Source organism: Aquabacterium sp. (assembly GCF_014378415.1).
In the GTDB taxonomy this organism is placed as follows: domain Bacteria; phylum Pseudomonadota; class Gammaproteobacteria; order Burkholderiales; family Burkholderiaceae_C; genus Aquabacterium.
In genome coordinates, this window is the sequence record NZ_JACMNS010000039.1 from 1 (window position 1) to 15116 (window position 15116).

A 15116-nucleotide genomic window follows, 5' to 3' on the forward strand; every position below is an offset into this window, starting at 1 on the left:
GCTGCAGCCAGCTTGGGTTGAACAAATCTCGTCCTGTGCTCTTGGGCGGCGGCATGCCGAAAAAGGGGTCTGACAAGGCCGCCTCAAGTGCGGCTGCATTCACCTGCCCTTGGGCACCCCAGGCGCCATCTTCGTCATAGGTGCGGCCAGTGTGTTGCTCGCACCAGGCGTCCATCAAGGCGTTGCCGGGCCCGCAGTCAAAACCAAGTGGCGGGTGAGGTGCCCGCAAGATGCTGAGGTTGGCCATGCCGCCCACGTTCATCACCACCACGGTTTCTTGTGGGACTTCAAACAAGGCTTGGTGGAAGGCCGGCACCAGCGGAGCGCCTTGCCCGCCGGCAGCCACGTCGCGGCTGCGAAAATCGGCCACCACGTCAACGCCCGTCAGTTCCGCCAGCAAAGCTGGTGCGTTGAGTTGGACCGTGTAGCCCAGTTCCGGCCGATGGCGAACGGTCTGGCCGTGGGCGCCAATGGCGCGGATCTGAGCTGGCGTCACCCCGGCGCGGGCGCAAACCTCCGCCACCACTTGTGCGCAGCTTTTGACCAAGTCTTGCGCCGCCAATCCGGCCTGGTGCAACTCGTTCGAGCCGGGTGTGTTGAGCGCCAGCAGGCTGCGTTTGAGGGCGGGGTCAAAGGCTTGATGCGCATGGGCCAACGAGCGCCATGGGGGCGGTGAGCCCAAGTCCATCAGCACGCCGTCGATGCCATCCAGCGAAGTACCCGACATCAAGCCAATGTAGAGCTCTCCGTGGGCCGGTTTCATCAAGCTTTATTCGAAGCGGGCTGTTGAATGGGCGCCTGCCAGGCTTTGCTGCTGGGCCGTGTCCAGTCGTTGCGCAATGCTCACGACCATCTGTTTGAATTGGGCCAGGGCTTGGGGCGACAACTGCGTGCTTTCCGAGGCGCGGGCAATCGCGATGGGGTCCACTTGGTGGCCATTGACCTTGAACTCGAAGTGCAGGTGAGGGCCGGTGGCCCAGCCGGTGGCGCCCACAGCACCAATCAACTGGCCTTGGTCTACAGTTTGCCCCACGCGCACGTTGATGCGGCTCAGGTGGGCGTAAACGGTCATCCGGTTACCGGAGTGCTGCAACTGGATCACGTTGCCATAGCCATTTTGTCGCCCGGCAAAGCTCACCCGGCCATCACCCACCGAGCGCACGGCCGTGCCGTTGGGCGCGCCGTAGTCCACGCCCAGGTGCGCTTTCCATCGCTGCAGGATGGGGTGAAAGCGCATGGAGAAGCCAGAGGTGACGCGGGAAAAAGCCAGCGGAGAGGCCAGGAAAGAGCGCGTCTTGCTCACGCCGGTCATGTCGAAATAGGCGCCTTTGTGGCCCGCTTCCTGGTGCCAGATCGCGTTGTGGATTTTGTCTTTGTTGATGAAGCGTGCCGCCAGAACCCGGCCGGCTGATCCGCCCCAAGTGATGGGCTCGCCATCCGCCGTGTGGGCTTCGTAAAGCACGCTGAAGGCGTCGCCCTTGCGCAGTTCACGGCGAAAATCGATGTCGCTGCCAAAGATCTCGGCGACCTGGTTGGTGATCGAATCGGGCACGTTGGCCTCGTCAGCTGCTGCGTACAGCGATGACGAAATGGTGCCGGTGGCCAGTTGCGTGCTGGCCTGCAGCCGGGCTTGCTCTGTGTGGGCTGACAGCGGGGCTTGGTCATCAGCGCGGTTGACGGTCAATCGCGTGAAGTGCGAGTCGAGCAGTTCCGATTGACGGGCTGGGCTGCGGGCCACCAACTCCATCAATCGCCCATGAAGGGTGACCACCTTGATCATTTTGCCGTGGCGACCCAACAGCAAAGTTTGCCCGACGGGGTCGGTGCGCAGAAACTCGGCGGCTTGCGGGTCATTGACGCCCAGGCGATTCAGCAAAGTGTCGATCGTGTCGCTCGAGCGTGAGACGTCGCTGCGGTAGAGCGACAGCGCCTGTTCATCCAGCTGCACCACTTGCCCGGCCAAATCTGGCAAGGGCAGGGCTTCGCTGATTTGCGAGATGCTGGGTGGGGTGTTGAGTTGAGCGGCGGTCAGGGGGGCCACACCGAACGCGGTCATGGTGGAGCCGGCCAACAGCGCCACCACTGCAGCGGCCACGCGGCGAGGATGCCGGTGCATGGCATCCTGGGTGGCTTGCAGGCCCAAAAGGGTTGAACTGCGCAAAGACTTAAGCGTGCTGAACAGGTCGTTGTTAGAAGCCAAAACTCGAATTCCCGCTACTTAAGGGGCTGTCCCCTAAAATCCCTGAAAAGTAAGTATAGCCGTCACGCTCATGTCACTTGCCGTAAGATTTTCACCCATCGGTAAATATGCCATACCCTGAAAAACCCCCTGAAGCATCGCTTTCTCATCCCGTGACCGACCGGGTCCGTGAGGCTTTGGCCATCACCCGCCGCGGTTGCGATGAACTCTTGCCCGAGGGCGAGTGGGTGAAAAAATTGGCTCGCTCGGAAGCCACTAAAGTGCCTCTGCGCATCAAGTTGGGCATGGACCCGACCGCGCCAGACATCCACCTTGGCCACACCGTGGTGCTCAACAAGTTGCGTCAACTACAGGATATCGGCCACACGGTCATTTTCTTGATAGGCGATTTCACTTCATTGATCGGCGATCCTTCTGGCCGCAACAGCACCCGCCCACCTTTGACCGCCGAGCAGATCAAGGTCAATGCCGAGACCTATTACAAGCAGGCCAGCCTGGTGCTGGACCCGGAGCGCACCGAAATCCGCCAGAACAGCGAGTGGTGCGACGCAATGGGCGCCCGAGGCATGATCCAGCTGGCCTCGCGTTACACCGTGGCGCGCATGATGGAGCGCGACGATTTCACCAAGCGCTTCAAGGCGAACACGCCGATCAGCGTGCATGAGTTTTTGTACCCCTTGATGCAGGGTTATGACTCGGTGGCGCTCAAATCCGATCTGGAACTGGGCGGCACAGACCAGAAGTTCAACCTCCTGATGGGGCGGCACCTGCAATCCGAGTATGAGCAAGAGCCCCAGTGCATCTTGACCATGCCCTTGCTGGTGGGGTTGGATGGTGTCGAGAAGATGTCCAAATCCAAAAACAACTACGTGGGCATCAGCGAGGCGCCCAACAGCATGTTTGGCAAGCTCATGAGCATCTCTGATGAGTTGATGTGGTCGTACTTCGAGTTGCTGAGCTTTGCACCGCTGTCCAGCATTGCCCAGCTCAAGTCCGAGTGCGCCACAGGGCGCAACCCCAGGGATGCCAAGGTGCTGCTGGGCCAGGAGGTGGTCACCCGCTTCCATGGCGCCCAGGCCGCCGAGGCCGCGCTGGCTGATTTCGTGAATCGATCGAAGGGTGGGGTGCCCGATGACATCCCTGAAGTCCACTTGGCACTGCCCGCCGATGGTGCGGGTTTGGGCATGGGTGCCTTGCTCAAGCAGGCCGGTTTGGTGCCATCTGCCAGCGAGGCCATGCGCATGATTGAACAAGGCGGGGTGCGGGTGGATGGCGGCGTGGTCAATGACAAATCTTTGAGGCTCCCTGAGGGAACTTTTGTGGTTCAGGTGGGCAAGCGCAAGTTCGCCCGGGTGGTTTTGGCCTGAAACGGGTCAAGGGTTGTCACTGGCTCTAGGGTCAACCCCACCCCTGATCAGGGGGGCGGCAGGCTCAGGCGGGGGTTTCCCAGGCCGTCAAAGGTGGGCAATGCGGACCTGCCCCGTTGTCTGGCCTGACCAAAGACCTTTATGCTCAATGCAGACAGATCAGTAAACTCTGTGAGTCGACAAGAGGAATACGCGGACGCCTCTCTAGATTTTTGGATTTGGAAAAAAGGGACCGCTTTTGTGTGGAGATAAATATGAAATTTGCATTCAAGAGCATCGTGGCTGCTGCCGCGTTTGTGGCTGTCGGCGTTGCTAGCGCCACTCCTTACGCTGGCACCTGGAGCGTGGTCTCCGGCTCGGGCGGCCTGACTTTCTCGTCTGACGCTCTGTCGGCCCTGAGCGCTTCTGGCTCCAACATCATCACCGCGGCTACCATCCCCACCGTTCCTGGCCTGCCAGGCGCTGGCTTGGCCAACAAGGCTGTGTACACCAAGGCCACCGGCAATGTGAGCCTGACATTCAACACCGCCACCATCACTGGTGACGCGTTGACTTCGCTGCAAGCCGCCAACTCGTTGGTGAACATCCGCCGCTCGGTGTTCAACGATGATGGCTCGGTCAGCCAGTACAACATCTACATGGCTAACTTTGACGTTAACCTGGGCAACTCGACGATTTTCGCGAACCTGTATTCGCGCACTGATGTTGGTGCTCTGATCAACTACGGCAAGCAAGCCATCTTCACGGCTGACGTTCCTGGCGTCATCGGTGGCACGGGTGGCAACATCCAAGTGACGTCCGTTGCTGGTGGCGTGGCCAACGGCACCGCCAGCGGTAGCTTGGCTGGCGCCCTGCGCATGAATGCCACCACGGCCACCAACATCCTGACCGCGTTGAACCTGTCGACCGCAGCCACTGACCCTGTCGCCATCCTGGTGCGCACGGCCAACTGGGGCGGCACGCAAGCTGGCGGCACCTTCACCGCTCCTGCTGCCATTCCTGAGCCATCAACCTACGTGTTGATGGGCCTGGGCCTGGTCGGCATCGGTGCTGTGGCTCGCCGCCGCCGCGCTGCCTAAGTTAAAGCGCTTGCGCTTTAAAGCCAAGACTTTGAAGTACTTGGCTGGGAAAGTTTAAAAGCTTTCCCGATTAAAACCGCTCTGTAGTACAGAGCGGTTTTTTACATCAGGGTTGGGTCGATTGACGATAATTGGGGCAAGGCCCCTAAGAACCTATCATCGCTGGAGACAATATGACAATGCCGTTCCGTTTGAGTGCAGTTGCTGGGTTGATTTTATTGGGTGCCATGGCCAACGCCGGCGCTGAAACCACCACCGACCGGTATGGCAAGGAGCTCAAGATTGAGCCGTCGCACAATATTTTTGCGCGGTTTGGTTTGTTGGGTTTGAAAATGAATAACAAGTCAGAAGCGGCGAAGGATGTTTCGGGGGCGGTTTTGTCTGCCGGACAGCGGGGGCGGTATTGCCCAGTCGATCCAGGCGATCCTCGCTTGTTTCCTTTATGCAGTGAGGCGGATTCCGATACTATCTACGGTACAGGGGTGCAGACAACATTGTTCGGTATTCCTGGAACTCCCAGTGATACCCAAACGGATATTCTTGGCTTGCCTGACAATGTAAAGGCTAAATTTGCCGACCCGGCGCCTGGTGCGATAGGCACCCTCGGCATGTATTTGGATGAAGACCACCATTGGGCGGTAGAAGTGCCTGTCATGGCGCTTCCTTTTTCCGTGGATGTGTATGGTGCAGGCTCTTTTGAGAAGGCCGGGAAAATCATCACAGCCAAAGCTTTAGGTTTTCTGGTGTTTGGGCATTACTATTTTGGTAAAAAAGCCGATAAATTCAGGCCTTCAGTTTCTTTGACCGCTAACTATTTGGTTCCATTTGATGAAGAGGCTACATCATCGCTGGTGCGGTGGACAGGTGGCCGTACCAAGGTGAGTAGCAAAGGATCGCTGGGTCTGGGTTGGTTGGTTGGTGGTAAGTACGCCATTGACGATCGATGGGATTTGAATTTCAGTTTTGGGCAGTTCAATGCCAAAGTTGAAAGTACGCTCACTACTTACGATACCATTTTGAATGGCCGGTCTGTCGCAGCGGGCGGTTCGCCAATTTTTGAGTACTGGCCTGGTGTTTTAGGCGACAATATCAGGAGGCTGCGCAGGTCAGGATTTCTTTATTCGCAGCTTGAAGGAATGATTGCCTACCGTAATTCAGATCCAGCCAATCGGGTTAACGGTGGGGCCAACTTGGGCACCTTCACCCGTACCCAGAAGCAAACTATTGACCCCTACGTGCTGATGATGACTGTCGGCTATAATTTCTGATGCATTGAAATTGGGGTGGGGTTAGAAATAATCTTATTCAAAATGAAAAATGGCTGCTAAGAATTAGCAGCCATTTTTCATGGAAACCTCAAACCCACTTGCGTGGGTCAGGGCCTGAACTCAAGGAGCAGGAACGTAAGGCGTCTTGGAAGCTGCAGGCTTGCGAACCATGACCGCGATGTCTTGCGTCAGGGTGCCGAAGTCGGTGCCGGCAACCAGTGCAAGCACAGCGTCGCCCGACAGGCCCAGCGAGGTGGCGAACAAATCCACGGCTGGTGAGGTCAGGGCCAACTTGTCCAGCACTTCATGGCCGGTGATGCTCAGCGGGAACTTGTACTTCAGGGCCAGGGGTGTGGCAACGTTGAAATTAAAGACGGCAAACTTTGGCAGGGTGGCCGCGCCATGGGTGGTTGAGTCAGCCAGGACCTTCTTGTTGGTGTAATCCAGGATGAAGTTGGCCAGCACGATGCCCGAAGTCAGGACATTGCCATCCTCGTCCGCCACCTTGCGCACGATGTCCAAGGCCGAACCGCTGGCTTGGCCGGAGCCAATTTTCAACGTTGGCGTGATGGTGATGCTGGTGATGGGCAGAACGAAGGTCCAGGCGGCGGCGGTGGCTGGGGAGCCAGCAGGCAGGACGGCTGTGGTGTTGCCCAGAGCATTCACGCGGCCGCCGTTGGCCTTGAACAGGCTGATGGCGCTTTGGGAGAAGGCGATGGTGGAGGTGCCTTGCAGGCCACTCCAGTCAATGGTCAGCGCGTTGGCAGAGGCGGCCATGGCCAGAGTGGCTGCAGCGAAAGAGATCGAACGGATGGTCAGCAGTTTCATTTTTGCTCCTTGGTGGATGACAAGCTTGCTGGTGCAAGTGATTGGATGTCTCAATGGTGCATCAAAGCAATTTTGCAGCCCCCCCCGCAAACAGGGGGTGAGGGCTGCTGGCCCCTTGGATAGTGTGAAAAACTGGGGAAACCAAGTAGTTAAAATGCCGGTGGAGACTACGGGATTTCACTATTTTCATGTTTTGGCACCGACCGACGTGTGGTGTTCACACACCTTGCTGCACAAATAGAAAAAGGCTCCCAGCTGGGAGCCTTTTTTATGCCATGAAATTTCGGCTGGTTTGATCGGGTGGAGCTACCCGATCAGATCCACCGTTGAAATTCAAGGAGCAGGAACGTAAGGTGTCTTGGAAACAGCAGGCTTGCGAGCATTGGTGCTGATGTCTTGGGTCAGCGTGCCAAAGTCGGTGGTGCGCACCAGGTTCAGAACTGCGTCGCCCGACAGGCCCAACGACGAAGCGAACAGGTCCACAGCGCCAGGGGTCAAGACCAGCTGGTCCAGCACTTCATGGCCAGTCACGGTCAGGGGGAACTTGTACTTCAAGGCCAAAGGCGTGGCAGCGTTGAAGGTGAACACCGCCAATTGGGCTTGCGTGGCGCCGCCACGGGGAGTCGAGTCGGCCAGGACCTTCTTGTTGGTGTAATCCAGGGTGAAGTTGGCCAGCACGATGCCCGAAGTCAGGATATTGCCTTGGTCGTCAAACACCCTGCGCACGATGTCCAGGGCCGAGCCGCTGGCTTGACCGGAAGCAACCTTCAAGGAGCTGCTGATTTCGATGCTGGTGATTGGCAGGGAGAATGTCCAGCCGCCGGTGCCGACGGCCGTGGTGTTGCCCAGGGCAGCCAGCTTGCCGCCGTTGGCTTGGAACAGGCTGATGGCGTTGGGGGAGAAGGCCAAGATCGACGTGCCTTGCATCTTGGTCCAGTCGATGGTCAAGGCATTGGCGGAAGCGGCCATGACCAGAGTGGCGGCAGCGAAAGAGATCGAACGGATGGAAAGCAGGTTCATTGGGAGCTCCTTTTAAGTGCTTGCAGGCTGCAAGAAGTTGGTGAATGAATATTGCCTGAGCACCGATTTGAGGTCCCCCCCGCGACTAGGGGGCTTTAGGGCGACAAGGTCCTGGAAACTAGGGAAACCATGGGTCATCGAACATCAATCGTTCCCCGGGATTCCACTAGTTGGGGCCTTTTGCGACTCATTGGCCAGCGCATTGAGCGCTGATGGTGCGCAAGCGTTCAGCGACGCGCCAGGTTGGTGCTGTGCAATTGCACTCGCAATTGGGCCAGTCCGCTTTGGGCATCTTGTGCCATCAGGACGCCGGGATCGTCCACGTCGATGCCCATGGCGGGGTAACGGGCGGTCAGGCGCGCCAGATCGCGCTCGCTGTCCAGGCGGATGAGCTCGGAGAACAGTTCGGCGGAGAAGCCCACGGGGTGGCCTCGCCGGTGCCGGTACTGAGGAAAGACCACCGTGTACAGCGCAACGGCATTGGCCACCGCGCGCAAGGTGTCCACTTGCAGCATGGGCATGTCTGCGGGAAGCAGCAGCCAGCCAGGGGCATTGGCGCTGGCTTCGACCCCGGCCGCGACCGCGCGGGCCAGTCGATCCGCCCGTGATCGTGTCCGAGACATCTCGGGCAGGTCAATCACATCATTGCCTGGGAGCAGTATGCGTGCCTGCCGGGCCATGTCGGGCGGGGCCACGACGACCATGGGCAGGCCGCTGGCCAGGCCCCTGCGAACCGTGCTGTCCATCACCGAAAACAGCCCCAAGGATTGCCCATTCGCCGGGCCTGGATCGGCCCCACCCGCGCTGCTGAGCGTGGGTTCTGCCAGGATGATGAGGGTGGGCTGCTTGTTCATGATTTAGCAAGGACTGCAACAAAGTGTGAGCCAAATTGCTGCAATGCACCAGAGCACCTTTACTTAGGCAAATACCCCAGACGGGCTGATACTTGACGAATGGAAAAAACCTCACACGATCTGGCGCAAATGCGCCAAAGCTATGAACGGGCGGCCCTGGACGAGGAGCATGTGCAAGCCGATCCCATGAGGCAGTTTCACCTGTGGTTTGATGAGGCCGTCCAGGCCAAGCTGACCGAGCCCAACGCGATGACTCTGGCGACGGCAGGGGCGGATGGTCGGCCGTCTACCCGGGTTTTGTTACTCAAAGGGGCCGATGAGCGCGGCTTGGTGTGGTTCACCAATTACGCCAGTCGCAAGGGGCGGGATCTGGCCGCGAATCCGTTCGCCGCGGTCCAGTTTTTTTGGGGCCCTTTAGAGCGGGTGGTTCGCATTGAGGGGCGGGTCGAGAAGGTGGCCGATTCCGAGTCGGACGCTTACTACCGATCCAGGCCGCTGGGCTCGCGGATTGGCGCCTGGGCTTCGCCGCAAAGTGAGGTGATCCCGTCTCGCGAGGTGCTGGAGTTGGCATGGGCCGATCAGCAGGTTCGCCTCGGCGATGACCCGCCCAGGCCTGAGCATTGGGGCGGCTATCGCCTGGTGCCGGATCGGTGGGAGTTCTGGCAAGGGCGCACTTCACGCCTGCACGATCGCCTGATTTTTGAATTGAATCCCAGCGGCCAGTGGGTGTTGCGCCGTTTGGCGCCCTGATTCATCAGTCCTTTTTGAGCAGGTCGGCAAAGGTTTTCTGGAACTTGGCCACCTTGGGGGCCACCACGAAGGCGCAATAGCCAGCGTGTGGGTTTTGCTCAAAATAGCGTTGGTGGTAGGCCTCGGCCGGGTGGTAATTGGCCAAGGGGTGCACTTCGGTGGTGATGGGCTTGCCAAAGGCGTGGCTGGTTTCCAGTTGCTCGATCAGGGCCCGGGCTTGGTGGGCTTGGTCGTCGTTGTGGGTGTAGAGGCCGGAGCGGTATTGCGTGCCTTCGTCGTTGCCTTGGCGGTTGAGCGTGGTCGGGTCGTGGATGGTGAAAAACACCTCCAGCAGCTGGTGGTAGCTGACTTGGCTCGGGTCAAACTTCACCCGCACGACCTCGGCATGGCCGGTGGTGCCGGTGCAGATGTCGTCGTAGCTGGGGTTGGGGTGCTGGCCGTTGCTGTAGCCTGATTCGGCGTTGACCACGCCTTTCAGTTGGTTGAACACGGTTTCGATGCACCAGAAGCAGCCGCCACCGAATGTGGCCTCTTCAAGGGTGTTGCTTTGGGGGGCATTCGCTTCCATGGGGGGTGTCCTTGTGCGTAGACTGGTGTTTGATTCTCGAATGATTATCCAAACAAAGCCTTCTCCATGAGCAAAGCCACATTTTCCTGGTCCGATCCCTTGTTGCTGGATGCCCAGCTGTCGGATGAAGAGCGCGCCATCCGCGATGCCGCCCAGGCCTATTGCCAGGACAAGCTGCAGCCCCGCATCTTGTTGGCCAACCGCGAAGAGCGGTTTGACCGTGAGCTGATGAACGAGATGGGCGCCCTGGGTTTTCTGGGGGCCACCGTTGAAGGTTACGGCTGCGCGGGCGTCAACCATGTCAGCTATGGCCTGATTGCGCGCGAGGTAGAGCGGGTTGATTCCGGCTACCGCAGCGCCATGAGCGTGCAGAGCTCCTTGGTGATGCACCCCATTCACGCCTACGGCAGCGAGGCGCAGCGGCAAAAATACCTGCCCAAGCTGGCCACGGGCGAGTGGGTGGGCTGTTTTGGCCTGACCGAGCCCGACCATGGCTCTGACCCCGGCAGCATGGTCACCCGGGCCACCAAGGTGGCGGGTGGCTACGTGCTCAACGGTGCCAAGATGTGGATCACCAATTCGCCGATTGCCGACCTGGCGGTGGTGTGGGCCAAGCTGGACGACACCATTCGCGGCTTTGTGGTCGAGCGCGGCATGACCGGTTTCAGCACGCCGCGCATCGAGGGCAAGCTCAGCTTGCGCGCCAGCGTGACCGGCGAGATCGTGCTGGACCAGGTGCTGGTGTCCGATGACCACATTCTGCCCAATGTGTCGGGCCTGAAGGGGCCGTTTGGCTGCCTGAACAAGGCCCGGTACGGCATTGCCTGGGGGGCGATGGGAGCGGCCGAGTTCTGCTGGCACGCTGCGCGGCAGTACACGCTGGACCGGGTTCAGTTTGGCCGGCCGCTGGCGCAGACCCAGCTGGTGCAGAAAAAACTGGCCGACATGCAGACCGAGATCACGCTGGGCTTGCACGCGGCCTTGCGCGTGGGGCGTTTGCTGGACGAGCACCAGGCTGCGCCAGAAATGATCAGCCTGATCAAGCGCAACAACTGCGGCAAGGCGCTGGACGTGGCGCGCATGGCCCGCGACATGCATGGCGGCAATGGCATCCACGATGAGTACCACGTCATGCGGCACATGGTGAACCTGGAAACCGTGAACACCTATGAAGGCACCCATGATGTGCACGCCCTGATCTTGGGCCGTGCCCAGACCGGCTTGCAAGCTTTCTTTTAAAGGCCCGCCTCATGCAGGATTTGGCGGCTTGGAAGCCTTTGATCGGCGCGTTGTTGTTGCCACCGGTGCCTTGGCTGGTGTTGGTGCTGATCGGCGCCCGACTGATCCTGCCCCGGCGCAACTTGGGGTTTTTCATCCTGCTGTTGGGGGTGGTCGGATTGTGGATGGGCAGTTGCTCCGGCACGGCCACCTGGCTGCAAAACAATGTGCTGCGGCCACCGCCTGCCTTGTTGGGCGAGGCCCAGGATCGGCTGGCCGCCAGTGGTCGGGTCTACGCGCAGCAGGTGGCGTTGGCGCAGCGCCAGGGCAAAACACCGCCATCGCCCACGGTGGGCATCATGGTGCTGGGCGCTGGCTTGGTGCCCAAGTCGCAGGAATATGGCGTGACCGACCTGACCCATTTCTTTGCCGAACGACTGCGCTATGGCGTGTGGCTGAGCCGCTTGACGGGCTGGCCTTTGGGGGTGGCGGGCGGCGTGGGTTGGGGGCAAAAGGGCGTGCAAGAGGGCCCTGCTGAAGCCGAAGTGGCTGGGCGGGTGGCCCAGCAGGCCTATGGGCTGCCGCTGCGTTGGGTTGAAAAGGATTCGGCCGACACGCGGGGCAATGCGGCGGGCGCCGTGACCTTGCTGGCCGATCAAGGCGTGACCGAGATCGTGCTGGTGACGGATGCTTTCCACATGCCGCGTTCAAGGCGGGCCTTTGAGCAAGCTGCGGCCAGTTGGGCGGCGCGCGCGGGCAAGCCGCCGCCCATGATCACGCCTGCGCCGGGCAAGTTCTGGGGCAATGAATCCAACCCCATCCTGGAGTGGATCCCTTCAGGCGGGGGCATGGTCAATGTGCGCCTGCTGTGCCACGAGTTGCTGGGCATGCTGGCGGGCAGTTAATTAAAAAGCAAACCCACCAATAGAAACCCCCGGACCAGGCCGGGGGTTGGGTCGGCCTAAGCCGCGTTTGGAAAGGGCAAAGTTGATTGTTTGCCCCATTCCGTCAGACGCAGTGACTGCGTCTTTTCAAGGTGCCTGTTGAACAGGCAAATTCAGAGTAGTCCAAGCTGTGGCTGGGCGCAAGTCCTTTTGCTACCATCGGATCAACCGGGTGTGAATTTAGTCCCCATGATGTCCTGCAGCAGGCCATCAACCCGGCGTGTGATCTCTTCGGGCATGGTGATGGTGCGGCCCCATTCGCGGCTGGTTTCGCCGGGCCATTTGTTGGTGGCGTCCAGGCCCATCTTGCCGCCCAGGCCGCTGACGGGCGAGGCGAAATCCAGGTAGTCGATCGGCGTTTGCTCAACCAGGGTGGTGTCGCGCACCGGGTCCATGCGGGTGGTGATGGCCCAGATCACTTCCTGCCAGTTGCGGGTGTCCACGTCGTCGTCCACGACGATGATGAACTTGGTGTACATGAACTGGCGCAGGTAGCTCCACACCCCGAACATCAGCCGCTTGGCGTGGCCCGGGTAGGACTTTTTCATGCTGATGATGGCCATGCGGTAGCTGCAGCCTTCGGGCGGCAGATAAAAGTCAACGATCTCGGGAAACTGCTTTTGCAGGATCGGCACGAAGACCTCATTGAGGGCCACGCCCAGCACGGCGGGCTCGTCGGGTGGTTTGCCGGTGTAGGTGGAGTGGTAAACCGGGTCCTGGCGGTGCGTCATGCGGCGCACTTCAAACACGGGGAACCAATCCTGCTCGTTGTAATAGCCGGTGTGGTCGCCGAAAGGGCCTTCCAGGGCATGCAGGTAGCCGCCGCGTTCCATCAAGGGCACGCCGTGGTCGCTCTTGCCTTTGAAGCCAGCGGGGGCGGTGGGTATGTGGCCTTCGAGCACGAACTCGGCGCTGGCCGGAACCTGCAGCCAATGGTCGCCCTCGGGTGTGTGTTCGCCCACTTGCGTGTTGTCCACTTCGGTGCGGCTGCCGCGCAGCAGGCCGGCGAATTGGTATTCGCTCAGGGAATCGGGCACCGGTGTGACCGCGCCCAGGATGGTGGCGGGGTCGGCGCCAAAGGCGACGGCGATGGGGAAGGGCTGGCCGGGGTTGGCCAGGGCGAACTCGCGAAAATCGAGCGCGCCACCTCGGTGGGCCAGCCAGCGCATGATGACCTGGCGGGGCCCGATCAACTGTTGTCGGTAGATGCCCAGGTTCTGGCGCGTGCGCGGCTTGGGCACGCCCTGAGGGCCCCGGGTGACGACCAGGCCCCAGGTCAGCAAGGGGGCGGCGTCATCGGGCCAGCACAGCTGAACGGGCAGCTTGCCCAGATCCACATCGCTGCCTTCCAGAACATGCTCCTGGCAGGGCGCTTTGCCCACGCGCGAGGGTTTCATGTCCCACAGGGCCTTGGCCATGCTGAACAGCTTGCCGGCGTCTTTCAGGCCCTTGGGCGGCTCGGGCTCTTTCAGGCTGGCCAGCATGCGGCCGATGTCGCGCAACTCGCTGACGTCGTCGGCACCCATGCCGAGCGCAACGCGGCGTGGCGTGCCGAACAAATTGGTCAAAACTGGGATTTTCGGAAGCGGCACCCCCCCTTTTTGAGGGGGTATCAGGCCGGTGGGCTGCTCGAACCAAAGCGCCGGCCCACCGGCCCGCAACACGCGATCGCTGATGGCGGTCATCTCCAGCCGCACGGACACAGGTGTTGCCACGCGTTTCAGTTCGCCAAGCCTTTCCAGGCCTGACACGAAGTCCCGCAAGTCTCGATATTTCATGTTTTGTGTATAAGAGATGAACTCTTTATGCTTGACTGGTTATTACAGGCTTGCCTAGAATCCGGTCGCAACGACCCCGGAGTGTTTTTATCCGGGTTTTCCCTGTGCCTTGGCGGCGCAGCACGGCCAGCACTGGGCGTGCCCATCATGGGGGTGATTATCGCCATCGTCATCATTGAAGCCATTCAGTGACCGGGGGTGAGGAAAGGAGTGTCATGACAGCAATGAATCGTGACGTGAGCGAGCTGGTCTCGTCCGCACGCGCTGGCGTGAGTTTGTTTGTGCAGGATGTGGTGACTGGTTTGCGCCAGGTGAGCCACAACGCACTGGCCCTGTTGGGCCTGGCCGCTGTGGCCGTGGTGGTGTTTTTGTCGGGCCGTGACGATGTGCGTCATGGCTTGGAAAGCCAGGTGCTGAGCTGGTTGGTGGACCGCGCCACCGCCCGCACGCAAGTGGCGGTGGACCCTGAGCTCAACAATGTGCTGCTGGCCATGGCCGAGCCCGAAGCCATTCAGCGCGCCACGGCGATTGATCCCGCTGACCTGACCCGTCAGCAGGCCGCCGTCGCCTATTGGCTCTCGCGCCGCTACAGCGTGGCCCCTGAGCCTGTGAGCCGCCTGGTGCAAGAGGCCTGGGACGTGGGCCGCCGCGCAGGCGTAGAGCCCACGCTGATCATGGCCATCATGGCCATCGAGTCAAGCTTCAACCCGTTTGCGCAAAGCCATGTGGGTGCCCAGGGCCTGATGCAGGTCATGACGCGCATCCACCATGACAAGTACCAGATCTTTGGTGGGCAGAACGCCGCTTTTGACCCGGTGACCAATTTGCGCGTGGGCGTGCAGGTCCTCAAGGAGTGCATCCAGCGGGCCGGGAGCCTGGAAGGTGGCCTGAAGTACTACGTGGGTGCCGCGAACCTGGCCAACGATGGGGGCTACGCCTACCGCGTGCTGGCCGAGCAGGCTTTCTTGCGGCAGGTGGCGGCCGGGCAGAAAGTGCCCGTGAACGTGTCCACGCCTGCGCAGACCATGGTGCAGGCTGAAACGTCCGCACCCCAGATGTTGCAGCCTGCCATGGGGTCGGCCCATCCGGAAGCGGCGGCGTTGCAGGGCACTGGTGCAGTCGCGCCTGCGGTGGTGATCCCGCCTGCGGCCGTGCCGACCGCGCCTTCAGCCAGTGACACGGCCCCCATTCGCCGGGCTGAACAGGTGGCTTTGGCGCACTGAGGTGCCCAGTCCGATACAA

General features: G+C 60.5%; 15 protein-coding genes. 8 read left to right on the top strand and 7 right to left on the bottom strand.

The window, feature by feature from the left end; translation table 11 throughout:
* On the bottom strand, positions 1–763 hold a 763-nt coding region (locus H7225_RS04045; protein ID WP_290659504.1), incomplete at its 3' end, for an anhydro-N-acetylmuramic acid kinase.
* Positions 764–769: 6 nt separating this feature from the next.
* Positions 770–2200 carry a M23 family metallopeptidase gene (locus H7225_RS04050; RefSeq protein ID WP_290659505.1) on the bottom strand — a complete coding sequence of 477 codons (1431 nt, stop codon included), beginning with the start codon at positions 2198–2200 and terminating at the stop codon, positions 770–772.
* 107 nt (positions 2201–2307) lie between these two features.
* Between H7225_RS04050 and tyrS the strand changes: the two genes are divergently transcribed.
* From tyrS to H7225_RS04065, 3 genes are all read left to right on the top strand, one after another.
* Positions 2308–3567 carry a tyrosine--tRNA ligase gene (gene tyrS / locus H7225_RS04055; RefSeq protein ID WP_290659506.1) on the top strand — a complete coding sequence of 420 codons (1260 nt, stop codon included), beginning with the start codon at positions 2308–2310 and terminating at the stop codon, positions 3565–3567.
* A 254-nt stretch (positions 3568–3821) separates the two neighbouring features.
* A complete protein-coding gene (locus H7225_RS04060; RefSeq protein WP_290659507.1) occupies positions 3822–4646 on the top strand; it encodes a PEP-CTERM sorting domain-containing protein in 825 nt (274 codons plus the stop codon).
* Positions 4647–4819: 173 nt separating this feature from the next.
* Entirely contained in the window at positions 4820–5914 is a 1095-nt protein-coding gene (locus H7225_RS04065; RefSeq protein ID WP_290659508.1) for an OmpW family outer membrane protein, read from the top strand.
* Positions 5915–6034: 120 nt separating this feature from the next.
* Here the strand turns inward: H7225_RS04065 and H7225_RS04070 are convergent, their stop codons facing one another.
* The 3 genes from H7225_RS04070 to H7225_RS04080 all read right to left on the bottom strand — a co-directional run bounded on the left by H7225_RS04070 (position 6035) and on the right by H7225_RS04080 (position 8616).
* Positions 6035–6742 (bottom strand): hypothetical protein, encoded by a 708-nt coding sequence (locus tag H7225_RS04070; protein WP_290659509.1) that lies wholly within the window; start codon positions 6740–6742, stop codon positions 6035–6037.
* A gap of 333 nt (positions 6743–7075) precedes the next feature.
* Positions 7076–7762, bottom strand: a complete 687-nt coding sequence (locus tag H7225_RS04075) for a hypothetical protein (RefSeq protein ID WP_290659510.1) — start codon at positions 7760–7762, stop codon at positions 7076–7078.
* A 227-nt stretch (positions 7763–7989) separates the two neighbouring features.
* Positions 7990–8616, bottom strand: coding sequence for an NTP transferase domain-containing protein (locus H7225_RS04080; protein WP_290659511.1), 627 nt, complete (start codon positions 8614–8616; stop codon positions 7990–7992).
* A gap of 99 nt (positions 8617–8715) precedes the next feature.
* On the opposite strand from H7225_RS04080, the gene pdxH reads away from it, so the two are divergent.
* Positions 8716–9366 (top strand): pyridoxamine 5'-phosphate oxidase, encoded by a 651-nt coding sequence (gene pdxH / locus H7225_RS04085; RefSeq protein ID WP_290659512.1) that lies wholly within the window; start codon positions 8716–8718, stop codon positions 9364–9366.
* Positions 9367–9370: 4 nt separating this feature from the next.
* Here pdxH and msrA read toward each other — a convergent pair whose 3' ends face one another.
* Complete coding sequence (gene msrA, locus H7225_RS04090; protein ID WP_290659513.1) at positions 9371–9934, bottom strand: peptide-methionine (S)-S-oxide reductase MsrA; 564 nt, start codon at positions 9932–9934, stop codon at positions 9371–9373.
* A gap of 66 nt (positions 9935–10000) precedes the next feature.
* Between msrA and H7225_RS04095 the strand changes: the two genes are divergently transcribed.
* Both H7225_RS04095 and H7225_RS04100 read left to right on the top strand, forming a co-directional pair.
* Entirely contained in the window at positions 10001–11173 is a 1173-nt protein-coding gene (locus H7225_RS04095; protein WP_290659514.1) for an acyl-CoA dehydrogenase, read from the top strand.
* An 11-nt stretch (positions 11174–11184) separates the two neighbouring features.
* Positions 11185–12057: a YdcF family protein gene (locus H7225_RS04100; RefSeq protein ID WP_290659515.1), complete on the top strand. Its 873-nt coding sequence runs from the start codon at positions 11185–11187 to the stop codon at positions 12055–12057.
* Between the two features lie 203 nt (positions 12058–12260).
* On the opposite strand, the gene H7225_RS04105 is transcribed toward H7225_RS04100, so the two are convergent.
* Positions 12261–13874, bottom strand: coding sequence for a UbiD family decarboxylase (locus H7225_RS04105; RefSeq protein ID WP_290659516.1), 1614 nt, complete (start codon positions 13872–13874; stop codon positions 12261–12263).
* 27 nt (positions 13875–13901) lie between these two features.
* Between H7225_RS04105 and H7225_RS04110 the strand changes: the two genes are divergently transcribed.
* Both H7225_RS04110 and H7225_RS04115 read left to right on the top strand, forming a co-directional pair.
* Positions 13902–14066: a hypothetical protein gene (locus H7225_RS04110; protein ID WP_290659517.1), complete on the top strand. Its 165-nt coding sequence runs from the start codon at positions 13902–13904 to the stop codon at positions 14064–14066.
* Between the two features lie 23 nt (positions 14067–14089).
* A complete protein-coding gene (locus H7225_RS04115) occupies positions 14090–15097 on the top strand; it encodes a lytic transglycosylase domain-containing protein (RefSeq protein ID WP_290659518.1) in 1008 nt (335 codons plus the stop codon).
* Positions 15098–15116: the final 19 nt, after the last annotated feature.

Coding starts and splice junctions, on each gene's coding strand:
- H7225_RS04100 (WP_290659515.1), top strand. CDS start 11,185: ATGCAGGATTTGGCGGCTTGGAAGCCTTTGATCGGCGCGTTGTTGTTG.
- H7225_RS04065 (WP_290659508.1), top strand. CDS start 4,820: ATGACAATGCCGTTCCGTTTGAGTGCAGTTGCTGGGTTGATTTTATTG.
- H7225_RS04110 (WP_290659517.1), top strand. CDS start 13,902: ATGCTTGACTGGTTATTACAGGCTTGCCTAGAATCCGGTCGCAACGAC.
- H7225_RS04105 (WP_290659516.1), bottom strand. CDS start 13,874: ATGAAATATCGAGACTTGCGGGACTTCGTGTCAGGCCTGGAAAGGCTT.
- msrA (WP_290659513.1), bottom strand. CDS start 9,934: ATGGAAGCGAATGCCCCCCAAAGCAACACCCTTGAAGAGGCCACATTC.
- H7225_RS04080 (WP_290659511.1), bottom strand. CDS start 8,616: ATGAACAAGCAGCCCACCCTCATCATCCTGGCAGAACCCACGCTCAGC.
- pdxH (WP_290659512.1), top strand. CDS start 8,716: ATGGAAAAAACCTCACACGATCTGGCGCAAATGCGCCAAAGCTATGAA.
- tyrS (WP_290659506.1), top strand. CDS start 2,308: ATGCCATACCCTGAAAAACCCCCTGAAGCATCGCTTTCTCATCCCGTG.
- H7225_RS04075 (WP_290659510.1), bottom strand. CDS start 7,762: ATGAACCTGCTTTCCATCCGTTCGATCTCTTTCGCTGCCGCCACTCTG.
- H7225_RS04115 (WP_290659518.1), top strand. CDS start 14,090: ATGACAGCAATGAATCGTGACGTGAGCGAGCTGGTCTCGTCCGCACGC.
- H7225_RS04060 (WP_290659507.1), top strand. CDS start 3,822: ATGAAATTTGCATTCAAGAGCATCGTGGCTGCTGCCGCGTTTGTGGCT.
- H7225_RS04095 (WP_290659514.1), top strand. CDS start 10,001: ATGAGCAAAGCCACATTTTCCTGGTCCGATCCCTTGTTGCTGGATGCC.
- H7225_RS04070 (WP_290659509.1), bottom strand. CDS start 6,742: ATGAAACTGCTGACCATCCGTTCGATCTCTTTCGCTGCAGCCACTCTG.